Genomic DNA, 18,983 nt, shown 5'->3' with positions numbered 1-18,983 from the left:
CGATGTTGCTTACCGAGTTGCCACCATAGCCGTCTGGCCACTACGTGGGTAGCGATTAGGATAACCGTAGTACTTGTTGGAAACCTCAGGTGACTTCATCTTGGTCAATACCGTACCAATGATATTGCACTGTGCTTGACTCAAACGCCCAAATGCATCTTTCATACTACGTTTACGGGTTTGGCCATAAGCACTGACAAAGACGGTATTGCCAGTACGGTTGGAAATGATCAAAGCATCTGCCAAGCCCATGACTGGCGGGCCATCAATGATAATGTGATCAAACATACCACCTAATTCACTCAACAAGGCGGTAAAACGCTCACCAGCCAGTAATTCAGTGGGGTTAGGTACAGCAGAACCGGCTGAAATAGCATAGAGATTTTGTACAGTGGTTTCCTGCACTAAATCACCGACTTCCTGTTGGCCTAAGAGGAAATCACTAACGCCAATACGATTTTCCAATCCCAATTTATTATGAGCTTCAGGGTGACGCATATCGCAATCAATTAACAATACTCTTTTGCCTGTATAAGCAAAAACAGTAGCCAAATTGACAGCAGTAGTCGTTTTACCTTCACTCGGTGCAGGACTAGTCACATTCATGAGCAAAGCTAAACCATGATCAGGTGATGACTTCATCATAAGAATATTTTCGCGCAAGGAACGGAAGGCCTCCAGCATAAAAGAGCTACCAACTTGACCACGTAATGCGAGTACATTCTTGTTATTCCGCCCAGAAATGTAAGGAATCACACCTAACAAAGGGACAGAACTTAATGCACGTTTCATATCTTCAATGCTTCTGAGACGATCATCCATGATTTCTGCCATGATTGCGGCCAACAGTCCCAACAACAAACCAATCGCAGCACCCATTGCTAGGTTCAATAGAATATTCGGAGCATAAGGCTTAGAAGGTACGCTAGCCACATCCACCACGGCCACATTGCTCGCACCACTATCTTCTGCAAGGCGAACCTCACCTAAACGGGTCAGCAATCCATCATAGTTACGGCGCTCAGCTTCTACTTTACGTTGCAGAGTATTATATTCGGGCGACTTATCGCGCTGTCCAATCAATACACCTTCCTGCCTTTTAACCTCGCTTTTCAACTCAGCTTCACGTTGCTTGGCAGCTTCAAACTCAGCCTGCAACTTACCACGAGCCGTACTATCAATGCTGGAGGACTCTTTAGCAATTTCACTACCCAATTCGCTAATACGTCCCTGAAGTTGCTGCATCTCTGGGAAGCCGGGTTTGAACAGGCGAGACTTATCGCGGTATTCCGCTTGTGCACGCGCCAACTCTTCCTTCAATGCCTGAATCGCTGGGTTCTCAAGAGCACGGTCAGCACCGGCGACATTCTTAGAGCGATTGAAAGCAGCCTCAGCAGCAATTCTTGCGCCGGTTGCTTCCGTCAACGCCGCATTGAAGCCATCCATCACACCTGAGGCTGAAGAACGATCTCCATCCAAGGTAATAATGCCTTGCTTCTTAGCATAAGCGACTAGCTTATTCTCTGAAACCTCTAGTTCACTTTTTGCCGCTGCCAGTTTTTCGGTCAGAATTTCTTTGGTATGAGCTACTCGTTCATTACGTAAATCGAAGCTCATCTGCTTATAGCTATCCGCTAATGTATTCACAACATCCGCTGCAAGCTTTGGATCACTATGGTCATAGCTGATTTTGAAAATCTGTGAATTTTCAACTGGATAAATAGAAAGCAAACGAGTGAAGTTCTCTTCAACCATGTGCGCCTTATCATCCACAAGCGCATCACCTGTCACGCTACGCTTCAAAGACTCAAGCCAAGCATAAGCTTTTGATTTGACAGAATCTTCACTCTCAAATCGGGAGGCAATGCCCAACTTATCGAGGGTCGTTTTAGTCAATCGCTCACTACGCAGCAACTCTGTTTGAGTCAAATAAAACTCTCGCTCACTCATTGGCGCACGACCAGCACCATCCCCATCCCCAAGATTCAAGGCAGGACCATCTTCAGGCGTAACCTGTAACGTTGTGGTCGCACGATAAACATTGGGAGAGGTCATGGTCAATATGATAGCCGCCAGAAAGGTAGAGAAAGCAACCCCTAGTAACAACCACTTACGCTGCATGAGCCGACGCCACAACTCACCAAAGCCGAATTCCTCAACCTGTGCTTTAGACGCTATTTCTTCCACAGGAATATATTCAACAACCTGCGTATTCCCCTGAGCTCTAACTTCGAGGTTTTTCGACTGATTCGTATAGTAATTTTCCATCACTGCTCCTTGAGCATCGCTGCTACCGGCTATCTTTTGTTGCTGAGATAAACTTATAAAACCCAATCAATAATAGTACATTACGCAATAAACTATGTACTTGAAAACAGAAAGATAATTTTATTAAGCTTCATTCCGCCCATACTGATCTTCCAAACGAACGATGTCATCTTCCCCAAGATAACTTCCTGACTGTACTTCCACCAATTCAAGCGGAACCTTGCCCGGATTCGCCAATCGGTGAACGCTACCCAACGGTATGTAAGTGGATTGGTTTTCGCTTAAAAGGAAAGTCTTGTCATCACATGTCACTTCGGCCGTGCCCTTTACCACAATCCAGTGTTCAGCACGGTGATGGTGTTTTTGCAGGGACAATTTTGCACCGGGCTTGACTGTAATCCGCTTCACTTGGAAACGCTCACCCGCGTCCACCGAGTCATAACAACCCCATGGGCGATTGACCAAACGGTGAATAATGGCTTCGCTACGACCCTCGGCTTCCAGAGCTGTCACGATACGTTTGACTTCCTGAGCTTTGCTTTTGTGTGCAACCAAGGTGGCATCTTTGGTTTCAATAACAATCAGGTCATCAACCCCGACCAATGTCACCAAGCGATCTTCAGTAAAGACCAAATTGTTACTGGCATCATGGGTCATGACATTGCCACGTAACACATTGTTGGCCGCGTCACGCTCGCTGACTTCCCACACCGCAGACCACGCACCTACGTCATTCCAACCCGCATTAAGCGGCACGGTGGCTGCATGGCGAGTATGTTCCATCACCGCATAATCAATAGAATCAGAAGGACATGCTTGGAAAGACGCAGCGTCCAATCGGATAAAGTCCATGTCATGCTGTGCTTGTGTGAATGTTTTCTTACAGGCGGCCAGTATTTCAGGCTTGTACGTTTCAAGTTCACGTAAAAAGGCACTGGCCTTAAACATGAAAATGCCAGAATTCCATAAATGCTTGCCACCAGCCAAATAGGCAGTAGCCGTTTCAATACTGGGTTTTTCGGCAAAAGCCGCAACCTGCCAGGCATTTTCAAACCCAGCCAGTGAGGCACCTTGCTCAATATAGCCATAACCAGTTTCTGGTGTGAGCGGTGTAATACCAAAAGTCACCAGATAGCCATCTTCTGCCAGTGCACAGGCTTGCTGAATAGCTTGCTGAAACGCAGCCACGTCCGTAATCACATGGTCAGCAGGTAACACTAACATCACGGGATCTTGCCCGGTTTTGTCTAACAAAGACAGTGCTGCTACCGCAACGGCTGGCGCGGTATTGCGCCCGACAGGTTCCAGCAGGATGCCCTGATTAGCCTGATCAATGCCTTGTAACTGTTCTGCCACCATGAAACGGTGCTCTTCGTTACACACAATGACCGCTGGCTGTTTATTAACAATGCCGTCAAGACGCTCCAGTGTCGACTGAAACAATGTGCGGTCTTCAGAAATCAGCGGCAAAAATTGTTTAGGGCGCAATTTGCGTGAAACAGGCCACAAACGTGAGCCAGAACCACCAGACAAAATTACGGGGGTTATTGGAGTTGCCATCACTACACCTTCATTTCTATTAAGATTGTCGGAAATCATTCTGGTGATCTACGAACCATTCATACGTTGACTTAAGCCCTGCGGGTAAGGCAACTTCGGGTTGCCATCCCAAGCCTTTGAGACGGGATACATCCAGCAATTTGCGTGGGGTTCCATCTGGTTTACTGGCATCAAAGACAATATTCCCTTGGAAACCGACCACTTCAGCCATCAATTGGGCTAACTGGGCAATGCTGCAATCCGTCCCTGTACCTACATTGATATGCGACAATGTCTGAGGCACTAGTGCTTCATACGCTGCATTATCCATTTCCATCACATGAATGCTGGCAGCGGCCATATCATCCACATGCAAAAACTCTCGACGCGGTGTTCCAGAACCCCACACTGTCACTTGTGGGTCTTTTGCCAGTTTCGCCTCATGGAAACGCCGCATCAACGCAGGAATCACATGAGAATTTTCTGGGTGAAAATTATCATTGAAACCGTACAAATTGGTCGGCATGACACTGCGGTATTGCGTGCCATGTTGACGGTTGTACGATTCACATAATTTGATACCGGCGATCTTGGCAATAGCATAAGGTTCGTTGGTTGCTTCCAACTCACCTTGCAACAATTCAGACTCCGCCATTGGCTGCTTGGCAAACTTGGGGTAAATGCAGGATGACCCAAGGAATAGCAGGTGTTGAACACCTGCTTGCCAAGCTGAATGAATGATATTGCTTTCAATCATCAAGTTTTCATAAATGAAATCCGCCGGATACGTGTTATTGGCATGAATCCCCCCGACTTTTGCCGCAGCCAGATACACCTGATCAATATTTTCCGCCTGGAAAAATTGCTCAACTTCCTGTTGACGGCTGAGGTTCAACTCCCCCCGTGAACGCAAGACCAATTCAACGTCAGAACGTTGTGCTAGTTGACGAATCAGGGCAGAGCCGACCATCCCACGATGGCCAGCGACATAAATACGGGTTTTTTTCATGCGAATTACTCGTGATAAGACATAATGCGGTGACCGTGGTCTTTCAGATGCTTTTCTTTCAGCATCAGCTTCAGGTCAGATTCCATCATGTCATTCACCAGTGAATTCAGATCATGTTTAGGAACCCAGCCCAATTTTTCCTTGGCCTTGGTTGGATCGCCAATCAGCAATTCCACTTCAGTTGGACGGAAATAACGTGGATCAACAGAAACCACTTCACGGCCTACTTCTAATCCATGCTGCTCAGGTGTACCGCCAACGGCTGCGTCATAAACAGCCAGATCAAAACCAGCAATGACACCTTTTTCATCAACGCCTTCACCCTGGAAGTCAATTTTGATACCTGCACGTGCAAAAGACATGCGCACAAATTCACGCACCTCTGTGGTGACACCAGTTGCAATAGCAAAGTCTTCCGGTACATCGGCTTGCAGAATCAACCACATCATTTCCACGTAGTCTTGTGCATGACCCCAGTCACGTTTCGCGGACAGGTTGCCCAAATGCAAATCTTTCTGTAGACCCAACGCAATGCGGGACGCCGCACGGGTAATTTTACGGGTTACGAAAGTTTCACCACGTAAGGGTGACTCATGGTTGAACAGGATGCCGTTACACGCAAACATGCCATAGGCTTCGCGGTAGTTAACGGTGATCCAGTAAGCGTATAACTTGGCAACCGCGTAAGGTGAGCGCGGGTAGAATGGGGTGGTTTCCTTTTGTGGTACTTCTTGCACCAAACCATACAATTCAGACGTGGATGCCTGATAAATACGGGTTTTTTTGGTCAGATTCAGGAAACGTACCGCTTCAAGAATACGCAGCGTGCCGATACCATCCGCATTGGCGGTGTATTCAGGCATATCAAATGAGACGTGAACGTGGCTCATCGCTGCGAGGTTGTAGATCTCATCCGGTTGCACCTGGCCGATAATGCGGGTCAGGTTCATGCTGTCGGTCATGTCGCCGTAATGCAACACGAATTTACCATCGGATGAATGTGGATCTTGGTACAGATGGTCGATACGGTCAGTGTTCAGCGATGAAGACCGACGCTTGATTCCGTGTACCGTATAGCCCTTTTTTAACAAAAATTCAGCTAGGTAAGCACCGTCTTGACCAGTGATACCAGTAATTAAAGCCGTTTTGCTCATGATTATTCCTTATTTAGATAACTTGATTGTTAGAGGTTGTTTTGCTGCGCATCAGCAAATATAACGGGTATGAAAAACGTTTCAAACTCATCAGACCAATGGAACGGGCAGCATATAAAGCCGAGGGCACAGGCGAGCAAAGCTCATTCTTAACCCTTAAATGGAAATCTTCCTTAATACCCGACATCCGCCGACTATTGGAAACACCCGTCATGTCAAAGCGAGAAAGAACCATATCTAACATTTGCATATCAGATGGCTGGTTCAGCATTTTGACAGCCCTGACGATATAGTCATAATCTGCCGAGAGTTTATATTCAAGATCATAACGCAACTGGGTATAGCGATGATGAAAAAACATGGACTGATGGTGACAAAACATACCTTTTTCCAGACTAATCGTACTGCTAGCTGGTTTAATAATTTGCTGATTATCAGCAAATTCTTCACACGCATGGCCGTAAATAATAGCAGGCTTATCACCAGTTAATGTCTCAATTTTAGCATCTAGCTCCATCAGTGTTTCTGATGCAAACAAGGAGTCACCTGAGTTTAGAAAGCAGAAATAGTCGCACTCAGGGATTTGGGCAATCCCCTTGTTCATGGCATCATAAATGCCCTTATCTCGCTCCGATATCACACGAATCTTTGTCTGCTCTTGAGATAACTGCTCAAGGTAAGCCTGAGTGCCATCTTGTGAATTTCCATCAACAATGATGCACTCCCAGTTCTGATACGACTGCGCTAATAAAGAATTAACGGTGCGCATCAAGCCTGATAAATTATTGTAACAAATTGTTACGAAGAAAAACTTATTATTCATAAATATATCTCAGCACTTCCTGCACTGCATTAAATTCTACTTTTTCATAAGGTTGTAAGTTTTCTGTACTGCTATCAATAGTATTAATCGCTTGAGCAATACCTTGTACATTCTGACAGACTGCACATAAATTCTGCGACTTCACGTACTGAGCAAGTTCAGCCTGATGTTTGTCAGCACGTTCAGTATTGGGAACCACCAAAACACGCTTTTTTTGCTCTAGTAACATAAAAATCGTACCAGCACCTGCATGAGTAATAAAAAAATCGTACTCAGCAAGATGATCCTTCAATCCTCTATCAAAATCGAAGGAGGGCTTATTTTTTGGTTTATAAAATCCCTCACCGGTTTGCAACGTAATATCATAAGTAGCTTCAAGCTCTCTACTCTCATCAATTTTACGCACCAAAGAATCAAATCCAGTAGTTCCAGTAATAACCAGAATACGAGGTTTTTTAGAGGCGTCCTGCAAACTCAGCGTCACGGTATAATTCCTTCAATGATTCATTCTGCACAAAAAATCGAGTACTGAATGGTAAACAAGCTTTTCCTGAAAAGCTCTTACTTGTAAATCGGCACCAATCTTCAAAAAAGATTCGCTTTTTCACATTAAGAATTTTGCATGTCATGAAAACCGGTATACAAATACCAGGGCCTAAACCAATTACAGCACGAGGCTTATATTGCCTTACCAACTTTACTGTTAATATTACTGCTTTGAAATAAGCATTCATAAAAGAAAGAGGATTGAAGGACTCATTTTTATGTCGAATGGGCGGCACTGTATAAATTTTTTCAATGCCATCGGCCTTCATAGTGACCGTATCCGTCACATGGATGAAGTCAATCTTAGGATCAAGTGCCTGCATTTGTTTCATTAGGCGCATTGCCTGATCATGATGCCCGCCCTCGCCGTACACAAGCAATATACTTATGTTCATGGTTTACTCCTTGTAATCTAACTAATACCATCAACAACGCAAACCCCTCAGTGCCGCGCCCCAAAAAATCCCCCAAAGGGGCTACCATAAAATTAGCCAATAATAGTGCCATTAAAATTATTGAAAAGTCATTTTTATATTTAGAGAATAAAAGATATACGGTCATAATCATTAAAAAAGCCAAAGGGATAAATAGAATCCCATATTTAAAGATCAATCCTGTCAGACCTATATCAGAAACATAGATATTGATGCCATATACTGAGCGAAATCCTTCATTAAATTGAAGTGATAACGCACCATGAGGCATAAAGAAATCACGCAATGCTTCACCTAACAAAACATGCAGCTCACGATTTCTATGGTAATCATAAAAAATGACTGAATCACCAAAAGCATGTGCATAAAGAAAATAGGCAAAATACCCTAATACAAAAACAACTGGAATCAGTAACAATACACTAATATTAAAATTATTAACTCGATGACGAAGGATGGTTATCCAAATAAAAACTATAGCAATCAACAAACCAAAGCCACGTGTTTGGTTAATATAAAGCATATACGTAGCTAATAATAGAATTGGCACTACTGCTTTTAAAAAATACCCACGAGCTATCAAGTAATAAGGATACAAAGTAATGAGAAACCCTCCTTCCATAAAGCGGGTTTCAAAACGATCATCTGTTGCTACAAATCCTTCCGTAAACTGCTCTGCATGAACTGAAAACGAGAAACCTGAATTACGAGGAATCAAGGCAAAGGCATTCGCAACAGACCAAATCAAAGCAATATAGAACAAATATTTCAATATTGCTTCTAGATCACCATCTCCATATCCCTTCCGACCACCTATGGTAGCCATGATCAGAAAGTATAATAAATAAAGTAAAGTGCGCCGCTCCTCAAGGAAGCCATACTGTAAAGGCTGATGAAAATTCAAGTATGCGAAGATGGGTGGTAGCATAAACAGCAACCCAACCATCACTAAAAAATACCAATCCGCTGAGTCCAGTTGATCTTTTTTCAACATCAACACATAGGCAACTGCTAACAATGACAACCCAATGATAGCTTCACGTAAGAATGCCAAACCAAAGCGATGATCATCACTCAGAAAAAACAGACCTGAAACGATGGCTAATGAAATGACCATTAGCCATTTATCATACATCGAAGCGATTATGCCATTAGTCTGCGGCATTTTCAGTAATGTAGTGTTGTGCTGCATAAACAGTTCATTTACCTAATTAATGACACTCAAAATTTTCGTGGCATATTCTTTATGATCAAAGCTTCTGACACGTTGCCTACCTCTTGCTGCTAACGCTGTCGCCAATGGCTTATCGCGTAAAAGGGTCACTATTTTTTCTGCCATATCCGCCGAATCATTTGGATTAAAAATCAAAGCAGCATCACCCACCTGTTCCGGCAAAGCCACAACATTAGAGCAACATACTGGCACACCTAAAGCAAATGCCTCGTAAATGGGTATACTCACACTTTCAAACAAGGTTGGCATCACTAACATCTGCGCCATTTTGTAGAGATAAGGAATATCCTCATAATCAATATAGCCTAAATGTTTAATACGATTTTCAAGTCCAAGCTCTTTTATTCTAGCCATCAACTTCGGGTAATTATCCTGCTGTGAACCCGATAAAATAAGGGAAACATCCTCATCAGTTTCATTGACGATTGTATTAAAAGCATCAACCAACTTAATGTGATTTTTATGAAACCAACATTGTGCAGGATAAAAAACATAGCGTTCTGGCAAGTTATACTTAAGCCTTACCGCTGCAAAATTTTCAGGTTTAGCTTCGTAGCGAAGTAAAAAATCAGGTGGTGGGGACTGAATAATGGATATTTTTTTACCATCAGCCCCTACGAAATTCATAATATCTTGTTTAACATAGTTTGACTCACAAATAACAGCCTTAGCTGATTTTGTGAGTGCACGATTACGCAATTCTCGCTTAAATCGTTCAGTCCGCGTAAATGCATGAGGGTAATATTTTTCCTGCATATCATGTAATGTGAAAACAAACGGTTTTTTCAGGAATAAATGAGGATAAACTGAAGTAGCGGGTGACATGAATAAATCAATATCAGCATACGCATCTAACTCATCCTTCCGAAGAAAGAAAGGCTGACGTAGCCCAAGTAAAAGTTGAGAAAAAATAATGACTTGATTCATTCCAGATCGATTAGACGGCACTAACTTCCTAACCTCTAGGCCATAACCATCAAAACGATTATCATTTTCGTCAGCAAATATGATGTAAGTACTACCTTTATCAGCAGCCAGTGCATCAACCATTGACTGGATATATTGAAAAATCCCACCACCATGCATAGGATAAAACGTCAGTATACCTATCTTTTTCTTCATATCTAAACAACCAAATCTTTATTTATAGTTAACAGATTATCCAAATCTTAGTCGTAGTTTTTCCCTAAAAAGGTATAACAACGCCCCCCCAACGACACCCGTCAAGACAAGTCCATCCACTAGAATAATTAACAGATCACTTGAGAGATAAGAGTGTATTTTCCATAACGTCAATATAACAAGTAGACCGCTTACAACAAACAAGCCAGTCAGCAACAAATATTCACTAAACTTGTGTCCAACATTACGCTCAACCCATAGATAAAAATACGGCATAGGCGTCAATAGTAAGAACAAAGACATCGCAGCGCCATTGTAACCATAATATTGCGTCAGGAAATAAATCCCCACCAGATAAGCGACTGTTCCCATGAAAGAACTTAAAGCTGTCACCTTAGCATTGCCAGAACCTTGTAAAGCCCAATAAGCCACTACAGTGTTAGATTGGAAGAAGAAATAGAATGCAATGATCTGCAATGTTAAGGTACTTTTGAGGGAAAACTCAGGAGAAATCCATAATTCGAGGAAAGCCCCACCTGCTGAAATCAACGCCACATTAATACCCATACTAGCAATGAAAACCAGCAACATTGAATATTTATATAAAGCAAGACGTCCAACAGTATCATTTAGGCTAGATAGCTCACTGAAACGTGGAAATGTAATTTGACTAAGAACTTGAATAATCCCATTGGCCATTTGCGCAATCGTGTAGGGGATCTGGTAATACGTCACCGCTTCTGTACCCAAGATTGCCCCGATGATGAACTTATCAAGTCTAGAAACAACACCACCGAGAAAATTACTGACAAAAGTGTAAATACTAAAGCTCAACATTTCTGCAAAGATGTGACTATTAAATGACAAACCCAGACCGACGCCTTGTGGTAATATTTTTTTGCAAAAATGATAACCTGCCGTCAAGGCAATCACTTGAATAATGACATATCCCCACAAAATGACGAGCAAATCATAACCCAACAATAACAGTATAGTCGCTGACACTATTCCTGCAATATTAGCTGAATTCTGAATCACCGCAGGAATATCGAAGCGGTGATATGCTTTGAATACATTCAAGAAAAACTGATTAATATAACTTAGTAGAAAAGCCAAAGCAGTAATAGATAAAGCGTGGCCTGCCATGACGGTTTTTAAAGCATCATCATTATAAATCAACTTACCTAATGATAATGAAAAGAATGCAACCAATGCTGCAATAGAAACACCCAAAACAACATACATCATCAACGCGATGTCTAAAATCGGCTTAATTTTTACACTTTCACCTGTCGCCTCATATTGGGAAACATATTTGACAATAGATTGGCCAATACCAAGATCAACAAATGTCATAAAACCGATAAGTGAGATGCAAATAATGTACAAACCATAGGTATCTTCACCCATGTACTTGATCATTAATGGAATCGTCGCCAGTGATGCTAAAAGTGGCAAAATATAGCCAAGACCACTGAACGCAATGTTCCTCTGTATGTTTTTCATTATTGAATAACTCTGGGGTTTGCGACATCAGGCCAATTATTTAGCCTGATGTAGACATTCTAACTTTTTATTGGAACATTTCCATACATTTTCTGACAGCCGCGCATACTCTTTCGACGTCACGCTCCTCCATATCAAAGTAAGATGGTAAATTAATACCCGTTTTATAAATCTGATAGGTCACAGGTGTATTGGTATTGGGATAGTCAGCCATTTCAGACAGGGGGTAAAAATAAGGGCGACTATCAATATCATATTCACGCAATTTTTTTATGAATTCATCACGTTGAGCTTCATCAATACCAGCAATTTCGAAGGTCACCATCCAGTAAACATTTTTCGCCCAAGGTGCCGTTCTATTCAATGAGATGCCTGATAAGCCATCTAACGATGCTTGATACCAAGAAAAGATTTTTTGCTTCTTCTCAAGAATTTCCTCAATACGTTCAAGCTGAGCCAAACCCAATGCTGCTTGCAAATTGGTCATACGGTAGTTAAAACCTACCTCAGTATGCCAATAACGCTTAGTAGGACTCATCGCATGATCACGTAAGTACTTAGCACGGGTATATAAAGCTTCATCATCCGTCGTAATCATGCCACCTTCACCCGAAGTGATGACCTTATTACCATAAAAACTGAATGATCCACAATGACCCCAAGAGCCCACTTTCTTGCCGTTGATTTCAGCCCCATGAGCTTCTGCTGCATCCTCAATGACCAGTAACTGGTATTTTTCGGCAATAGCCATAATAGCGGGCATATTAGCCGGATGCCCATAAAGATGCACAGGCATAATCGCCTTGGTCTTTTCAGTGATGGCAGCCTCGATAGCCGCAGGATCAATGCACAATGTCTCAGGGTCAATATCCACCAAGACAGGAACGGCTCCAATGTATTTCGCAGCATTAGCCGTCGCAATAAAGGTCAAATCAGGCATGATGATTTCATCACCGGCCTCAATACCCATGGTGACTAATGCCAAGTGCAATGAAGTAGTACCATTGCTACACGTTAGCGCGTATTTTGTGCCACAAAACTTGGCAAACTTCTCTTCAAATGCGGTGATGTACTCGCCAAGGGAGGAAACCCATCCCGATGCAATGGCAGCCGTCACATACTCGATTTCTTTTTTAGTAATGGTCGGCCTAGAAATCGGCAAAAAACCATTATTCTGTTGTAATTGAGTCATTTATATTATTCCCTATACTGAATAAGCTACTACTGAACAATTTCTTTTTTTAGTCGGCTTACCCTGTAGGCGAACAAAACAAAGCCTAACAGGAAAAGCAGGAAGATGATCGCTTCCCTTACACCGCTAACATGCATTGCAATACCAACAACCGCAAGAAATGCTGACAAAGTGCAGATTTTCAGAAGTGCAATGAACTTACTATCACCTTGTTGTTGGAATAGATGATGAAGGTGTGTGCGATCAGCCTTAAGAGGCGACTTACCGTGCAACACTCTCACAACAATAACCCGTACCATATCCATCAAGGGGAAGGCGATGAGCCACAATGCTGCTGATGGAGAAAATGCAGTTTTATACGATCCATCAGGCTGAAGAACTTCAGCATGAGTACCCTGAATCAACAACCAGACAACAGTAAACCCAATCAACATTGACCCGGTGTCACCCATGAAAATCTTCTTAAATACAACGCTTGATAAGCCTAAGTTTGCTACTAAGTAAGGAATCAATGCGACAGAGATGATCAGAGCCAAAACCATACCTGTATCATCATGATTCAAATAGAATAGGAAGCCCATGCTCACAAAGGTGACTAAAGACGAAATCCCCAGTAAACCATCAATTCCATCGATCATGTTAAAGGCATTGATAGCAGCAATGACAGCCATAACAGTTAGAACATAACCATATGCACCAAGATCAACGTTACCAAACCCTAAAATATCCCCTAGAAATTGGATATGCATCCCACTTCCGTAGCACATTAAGCCTGCCACAAGGCTCTGAAACAACAACCGGAACCCCGCAGACAAATCCTTAGAATCATCTGCAATACCCAAGGCAACTAGTAGGCTACTACAAGCCAAATAGGTCAACGAGCTGTTATCGGGTGCGATAAACAGAGAAATGCCCATTACCAGCCCAGCATAAATGGACACGCCACCGATTAACGGAATGCGCCCATGATGGAACTTGCGCTGATCATTAGGAATGTCGACCAAACCAAGCTTCTCCGCCAACGGCGTTAGGAGCAGAATCGACAAAGCAGATATAAAAGATACTAATAAAAAAATGCCCGCAAAACTCACCGGAACCTCCTGTTCACAAAAGCGTCCATAATTTACCATTACTGATGGCATCTGAGAAAATCAATCACCAAGACGCTACCGCCCCTTGAGTCACCCCAAGCACAGCAATATCAGACGAAAAATATTCCTACTATGATCTACCAATACGCGAGAACCAGTGAAACCAGCTTCGGAATATGCGCATGAACCCCACACCCCAACCAAAAGAAGGGAGAAAGTATTCGCACATGCTAACACCAAAATATCACAAGCAAATCAGACAGATGAAGTTCACAGCAAGCCAACAGGCCTCATTAAATAATTCTATCCAAACTCACTTGTTCGCGCCAAGATTTCGACCATGCCAAATAAAAATAATTTATGAAGCTTTTGCCCTTTCATAAAAACACATCATTTAATCGATGTATAAACATAGTATAGTGTTTTATAGAAATATAGCAACGCCACCTATCACTGAAAGAACATTTTTCATCAAAAAATCGTATTAAGATTTATTTATAAATGTATGCGGTATTTTTCATACAAAATTTTATTCATAAAAAAAAACGTATTTTATCATAAGGAAATCATATAAAAATAAATAATCTTAATGCCTTAGTGGCAAACTATAGTTCGTTTTTCAACGATTTTTGTTTATTTTTCATGTTTTTCATGCATTTTTTTGATCGTAAATAAAAGAATGATCTTTTTATCATTAAATTAGATATATTGTGTGCAGAAAACAGCCACCTAACAGAAACCTGGCACAAGAAAGTCTCATAGGCATGACAGTTATGAGCGAAATTTCCTCCAAAAGCAGAGAACGATACCAATCTGAAATACCCCGTTGACACCGAAACGCCACTCACAACATCGAATTCATCAAATTTATGACGGAGACTCCAATTTCACTAAAAGACAGCATCTCCAACATCAACCATCATGATGAGAATCACATCGAGTCATTGCAAAAGCTTATTAAGATGCCATGATCGACTCATAAGCTCATAAGTCCGTCATATCTATGAGGCATAGTTTGGGAAGACTGGAAATCTATAGCAAGCGCTAGCATGGCCTGAGTTAAAGTCGTTAAAATGCACTCACTGAATGGACACATAAAATACTGATCTCATGGAAAAGCAAACACCTCACCTTCTTTCACCGCATACTCGACACGAAGAAACTTATGCGGATGAGCATATACGCCCTCGCCGCCTGCAAGATTACATAGGCCAACCTATCGTACGCGAGCAGATGGAGATTTTCATTCATGCTGCTCGACACCGAGGAGATGCACTCGATCACGTCCTGATTTTTGGCCCTCCGGGGCTAGGTAAAACAACGCTTTCACACATTATCGCTCAGGAAATGGGCGCTAATCTTCGCCAGACATCAGGGCCAGTACTCGAAAAAGCGGGAGACCTCGCAGCACTACTAACCAATCTAGAACCACACGATGTACTCTTTATAGACGAAATCCACCGACTTAGCCCTGTAGTAGAAGAAATCCTCTACCCTGCTATGGAAGATTTCCAACTCGACATCATGATAGGCGATGGCCCAGCGGCACGTTCCATCAAGCTTGATCTCCCACCCTTCACACTTATTGGAGCAACCACTCGTGCCGGATTACTGACTTCACCATTGCGAGATCGTTTCGGTATTGTTCAGCGTCTAGAGTTTTACAATGTCGACGATCTTGCCTACATCGTACAGCGTGCTTCAACCATTATTGGTGCGACCATTGATGCAGATGGTGCACGAGAAATCGCCCGGCGTTCACGTGGCACACCACGTATTGCTAACCGCTTACTGCGACGGGTGCGTGATTACGTGCAAGTAAAAGGCAATGGCCTAATTGATCGTGATATGGCTGACAAAGCCCTCAACATGCTCAACGTCGACCACCAAGGCTTCGACCACATGGACAGGCGCTTACTGCTGGCTGTTATGGAAAAATTTGACGGCGGTCCTGTTGGAGTCGATAGCCTAGCTGCCGCCATTGGCGAAGAGCGAGGTACGATTGAAGATGTACTCGAACCCTTCCTAATTCAGCAAGGCTTTCTGATGCGCACCCCACGCGGCAGGGTTGCTACCCGCCGCGCTTGGCAACACTTTGGGCTAAATATTCCGGCACGCCTCAACCCACCAGATGACAGCACTAATCAGGAGGGTACAAGCCTTGACCTATTTGAATGAACCCCACGCCTTTACACTACCGATACGGGTGTATTACGAAGACACCGATGCAGGGGGAGTGGTATATCACGCCAATTACCTAAAATTTATGGAGCGCACCCGCACCGAATGGCTACGCACACTTGGCTTTGAGCAAGACACATTAGCACAAGAATTGGGCATCGTATTTGTGGTCGGTAGCCTCGATATTCAGTACCGCAAGCCCGCTCGTTTCAATGATGCCCTAACCATAACCGCGAATATTAGCGACATCGGGCGAGCGAGCATGGTTTTCAAACAAAGTATCTGGCGTGACAGCGTGAATAATTCACCTGAACTATTGACAACAGCTAGCGTCAAAGTAGTCTGTGTAGCTATGGGCACATTTCGGGCAAAAACTATTCCAATACAGATAAGGGAACTCCTTCAGTGACAACAGATCTTTCCATCCTAAAATTGATTATGGATGCCAGCCTCGTCGTAAAAATCGTCATGGCTTTACTTATTATCGCATCCTTACTCTCCTGGACACTCATCATGGTCAAGTCCAGCACCATCAGCAGCACACAAAGCAGTGTCACCAAATTTGAAGAACGCTTCTGGAGTGGAGTGTCATTGAACTCCCTGTACGAAGACCTGTCTCAGAAAGTGAATCGGCGCGGCTTAGAGCGTATTTTTTATGATGGCTTCCACGAATACAAACGAGCGCTCAACATAGACCCAAACTCGCGACTTTCCGTCACCGATTCTGTGCAACGCTCGATGCGGGTTGCAGCCTCTAAAGAGGTAGACGATCTGGAAAGAAATCTGGCATTTTTAGCGACCGTCGGCTCCACCAGCCCCTATGTTGGCTTGTTTGGAACCGTGTGGGGGATCATGAACTCATTCATTTCACTCGGACAAATGCAACAAGCCACCCTCGGCGTCGTCGCGCCCGGCATTGCCGAAGCCCTGATTGCCACAGCCATCGGCCTGTTTGCCGCGATTCCGGCGGTGATCGCCTACAACCGTTTCAGTGACAAAATTGACCGTTTGGTAGTGAGTTACGACAACTTCCGCGAAGAATTCACCGCATTACTGGAACGCCATGCCAGCACCCAAAGGAAACCTGCATGAGCGCCCCACGTCGCCGCCGTAAAATCATGGCAGAAATGAACGTAGTTCCTTATATAGACGTAATGCTGGTATTGCTGGTCATTTTCATGGTCACAGCCCCCATCATGCAAACTGGGGTAAAGGTCGACGCACCCGATGCACAAGCCGAACCGCTGGATGCTAATAACCAGCAAGAGCCACTCACCATTTCGGTGGATGCTACGGGTAAACTGTTTTTGGACGACGGCTCAGAAGTACCAGCCGACAGCGTAACCACCTACATAACCAGCCAACTGGATGCCAAAGCCGAACGCCCGGTCTATGTCAAAGCCGACAGCACGGTAGAGTACCGCCACCTAATGAACGCAATGGTTGCGGTACAAAAAGCAGGTGCCAAAAAAATCGGTCTGATGGCTGACCCAGCGCCACCTGACCAACAGTAATGATCTGATGAAGGGCTAAACAAGATCATGTTCAAAGAAATACTCAACAAACCACAAGCACTGTTTTGGGCAGTCTTACTACACATTCTCATTGTGGTAGTACTATTACTCAGTTTTAAATGGACTGACCGCCCGGATGTCGCTGAAAACACAGCCATCGAAGTCATGGTTCCCCCCGATACCACCGAAGCTGAAAAACCAACGGATAATGAACCAGCACGAACAGCGCTAAAAGCAACGGAAGACACCTCTCCTCCGATTACTGAAAAAGAAACTGCCGACGCACAACGTAAAGCAGACATCCAAGCCAAAGCACTCGCTGATAAAAAGTCAGCAGAAAAAGCCCAACAAGCTGCCCAAGAAAAAGCAGCAGCAGAAAAAGCCCAACAAGCTACCCAAGAAAAAGCAGCAGCAGAAAAAGCCCAACAAGCCGCTCAAGAAAAAGCGGCCGCAAAGAAAGCCCAGCAAGCCGCTCAAGAAAAAGCGGCCGCAGAAAAAGCCGCCGAATACAAAGAGACAGCCGCTGAAGAACGTGCAAAAGCAGAAGCCCGTCGCCGTGCAGAAGCCAGAGCTGAAGAACGTCGTCAAGCGCTAGAAGCCAACAAAGCTGCCGAACGCAAAGAAGCAGCCAAAGCGCAAGCCAAAGCAGAAGCCGCCGCCAAAGCACTTGCCGACCAAAAAGCCCGAGAAAAATCCGAACGAGCAGCGGAAGCCGCTGCGGTCGCCAAAGCGCAAGCCAAGGCAGAAGCCGCCGCCAAAGCGATTGCTGACAAAAAAGCCCGAGAAAAATCCGAACGAGTGGCTGAAGCCGCTGCGGTCGCCAAAGCACAAGCGAAGGCAGAAGCGGCTGCAAAGGCAGAAGCTAAAGCGGCTGCTAATGCCAAGGCCGAAGCAGAAGCTAAGGCAAAATCCGAAGCACTTGCCCGCACAAAAGCCGCAGAGGAAGCTTCTCAACTCGCCGCTGAACGCGAACGCTGGAAGGCTGCGGAAGCCAAGCGCAAAGCTGCTGAAGAAGACAACGCCCGTCGGGCGGCCGCAGCAGCGGCCGCTGCTGCTGGCCCTAGTAGTCGAGACCTAAGCAATGCCCGTGCCACTTGGTCAAACGCCATTAAGCGCAAAGTCAAAGGCAACTGGAACAAACCATCTGAAAGTTTTGGCATGTCCGCAACAGCACGCGTTAGTGTCCGCAACGGTGGCAGCATCGGGCGTTTCTCATTAAATTGTGAGGGTAGCCCAGCATTTTGTGACTCCCTGAAGGCAGCTATTCACGGTTCAGATCCATTCCCCAAACCAGAATACAATGAACTGTACGGCGATACCCTTGTCATTACCTTCTGAACAAGTCATTAAATAAGTGATTAAGTAACTGA

Annotated in this window: 17 protein-coding genes; 5 read left to right on the top strand and 12 right to left on the bottom strand. The window is 44.1% G+C overall.

What is annotated here, in order from left to right; all coding sequences use genetic code 11:
• Positions 1-9: 9 nt before the first annotated feature.
• The 12 genes from Q394_RS0112530 to wecA all read right to left on the bottom strand — a co-directional run bounded on the left by Q394_RS0112530 (position 10) and on the right by wecA (position 13,969).
• A complete protein-coding gene (locus tag Q394_RS0112530; RefSeq protein ID WP_028489580.1) occupies positions 10-2,268 on the bottom strand; it encodes a GumC family protein in 2,259 nt (752 codons plus the stop codon).
• 123 nt (positions 2,269-2,391) lie between these two features.
• The gene (locus Q394_RS0112525) at positions 2,392-3,828 is read right to left on the bottom strand and encodes a mannose-1-phosphate guanylyltransferase/mannose-6-phosphate isomerase (protein ID WP_028489579.1); all 1,437 of its coding nucleotides are present in this window, start codon (positions 3,826-3,828) and stop codon (positions 2,392-2,394) included.
• A gap of 19 nt (positions 3,829-3,847) precedes the next feature.
• Positions 3,848-4,816, bottom strand: a complete 969-nt coding sequence (gene fcl, locus Q394_RS0112520) for a GDP-L-fucose synthase (RefSeq protein WP_028489578.1) — start codon at positions 4,814-4,816, stop codon at positions 3,848-3,850.
• Positions 4,817-4,821: 5 nt separating this feature from the next.
• Positions 4,822-5,970 (bottom strand): GDP-mannose 4,6-dehydratase, encoded by a 1,149-nt coding sequence (gene gmd, locus Q394_RS0112515; RefSeq protein WP_028489577.1) that lies wholly within the window; start codon positions 5,968-5,970, stop codon positions 4,822-4,824.
• Positions 5,971-5,983: 13 nt separating this feature from the next.
• On the bottom strand, positions 5,984-6,793 hold the full coding sequence (locus Q394_RS20230) for a glycosyltransferase family 2 protein (RefSeq protein WP_051543401.1): 810 nt from the start codon (positions 6,791-6,793) through the stop codon (positions 5,984-5,986).
• Positions 6,786-7,277 carry a PssE/Cps14G family polysaccharide biosynthesis glycosyltransferase gene (gene pssE, locus Q394_RS20225; protein WP_051543400.1) on the bottom strand — a complete coding sequence of 164 codons (492 nt, stop codon included), beginning with the start codon at positions 7,275-7,277 and terminating at the stop codon, positions 6,786-6,788. Before pssE ends, Q394_RS20230 begins: the two co-directional genes overlap by 8 nt.
• A complete protein-coding gene (pssD, locus tag Q394_RS0112500) occupies positions 7,249-7,734 on the bottom strand; it encodes a PssD/Cps14F family polysaccharide biosynthesis glycosyltransferase (protein WP_028489576.1) in 486 nt (161 codons plus the stop codon). The genes pssE and pssD overlap by 29 nt, the downstream gene beginning before the upstream one ends.
• The gene (locus Q394_RS0112495; RefSeq protein ID WP_028489575.1) at positions 7,688-8,965 is read right to left on the bottom strand and encodes a hypothetical protein; all 1,278 of its coding nucleotides are present in this window, start codon (positions 8,963-8,965) and stop codon (positions 7,688-7,690) included. The genes pssD and Q394_RS0112495 overlap by 47 nt, the downstream gene beginning before the upstream one ends.
• 15 nt (positions 8,966-8,980) lie before the next feature.
• Positions 8,981-10,129, bottom strand: a complete 1,149-nt coding sequence (locus tag Q394_RS0112490) for a glycosyltransferase family 4 protein (RefSeq protein ID WP_028489574.1) — start codon at positions 10,127-10,129, stop codon at positions 8,981-8,983.
• Positions 10,130-10,165: 36 nt separating this feature from the next.
• Complete coding sequence (locus Q394_RS0112485) at positions 10,166-11,635, bottom strand: oligosaccharide flippase family protein (protein WP_028489573.1); 1,470 nt, start codon at positions 11,633-11,635, stop codon at positions 10,166-10,168.
• Between the two features lie 67 nt (positions 11,636-11,702).
• Positions 11,703-12,827 carry a DegT/DnrJ/EryC1/StrS family aminotransferase gene (locus Q394_RS0112480; RefSeq protein ID WP_028489572.1) on the bottom strand — a complete coding sequence of 375 codons (1,125 nt, stop codon included), beginning with the start codon at positions 12,825-12,827 and terminating at the stop codon, positions 11,703-11,705.
• A 29-nt stretch (positions 12,828-12,856) separates the two neighbouring features.
• Positions 12,857-13,969 (bottom strand): UDP-N-acetylglucosamine--undecaprenyl-phosphate N-acetylglucosaminephosphotransferase, encoded by a 1,113-nt coding sequence (wecA, locus tag Q394_RS20220; RefSeq protein ID WP_084260459.1) that lies wholly within the window; start codon positions 13,967-13,969, stop codon positions 12,857-12,859.
• A gap of 1,059 nt (positions 13,970-15,028) precedes the next feature.
• On the opposite strand from wecA, the gene ruvB reads away from it, so the two are divergent.
• The 5 genes from ruvB to tolA are packed head-to-tail and all read left to right on the top strand — an operon-like array spanning position 15,029 to position 18,951.
• Positions 15,029-16,096, top strand: a complete 1,068-nt coding sequence (ruvB, locus tag Q394_RS0112470; protein ID WP_028489571.1) for a Holliday junction branch migration DNA helicase RuvB — start codon at positions 15,029-15,031, stop codon at positions 16,094-16,096.
• On the top strand, positions 16,080-16,508 hold the full coding sequence (ybgC, locus tag Q394_RS0112465) for a tol-pal system-associated acyl-CoA thioesterase (RefSeq protein WP_028489570.1): 429 nt from the start codon (positions 16,080-16,082) through the stop codon (positions 16,506-16,508). Before ruvB ends, ybgC begins: the two co-directional genes overlap by 17 nt.
• Positions 16,505-17,191, top strand: coding sequence for a protein TolQ (gene tolQ / locus Q394_RS0112460; RefSeq protein WP_028489569.1), 687 nt, complete (start codon positions 16,505-16,507; stop codon positions 17,189-17,191). Before ybgC ends, tolQ begins: the two co-directional genes overlap by 4 nt.
• Positions 17,188-17,613 carry a protein TolR gene (gene tolR / locus Q394_RS0112455; protein ID WP_028489568.1) on the top strand — a complete coding sequence of 142 codons (426 nt, stop codon included), beginning with the start codon at positions 17,188-17,190 and terminating at the stop codon, positions 17,611-17,613. Before tolQ ends, tolR begins: the two co-directional genes overlap by 4 nt.
• 27 nt (positions 17,614-17,640) lie before the next feature.
• Positions 17,641-18,951, top strand: coding sequence for a cell envelope integrity protein TolA (tolA, locus tag Q394_RS20215; RefSeq protein ID WP_051543397.1), 1,311 nt, complete (start codon positions 17,641-17,643; stop codon positions 18,949-18,951).
• Positions 18,952-18,983: the final 32 nt, after the last annotated feature.

The sequence above is a fragment of the Thiothrix lacustris DSM 21227 genome (assembly GCF_000621325.1).
Classification (GTDB): domain Bacteria; phylum Pseudomonadota; class Gammaproteobacteria; order Thiotrichales; family Thiotrichaceae; genus Thiothrix; species Thiothrix lacustris.
Note: the sequence above shows the minus strand (reverse complement) of the source record. Positions and strands in the feature narration are given on the sequence as shown.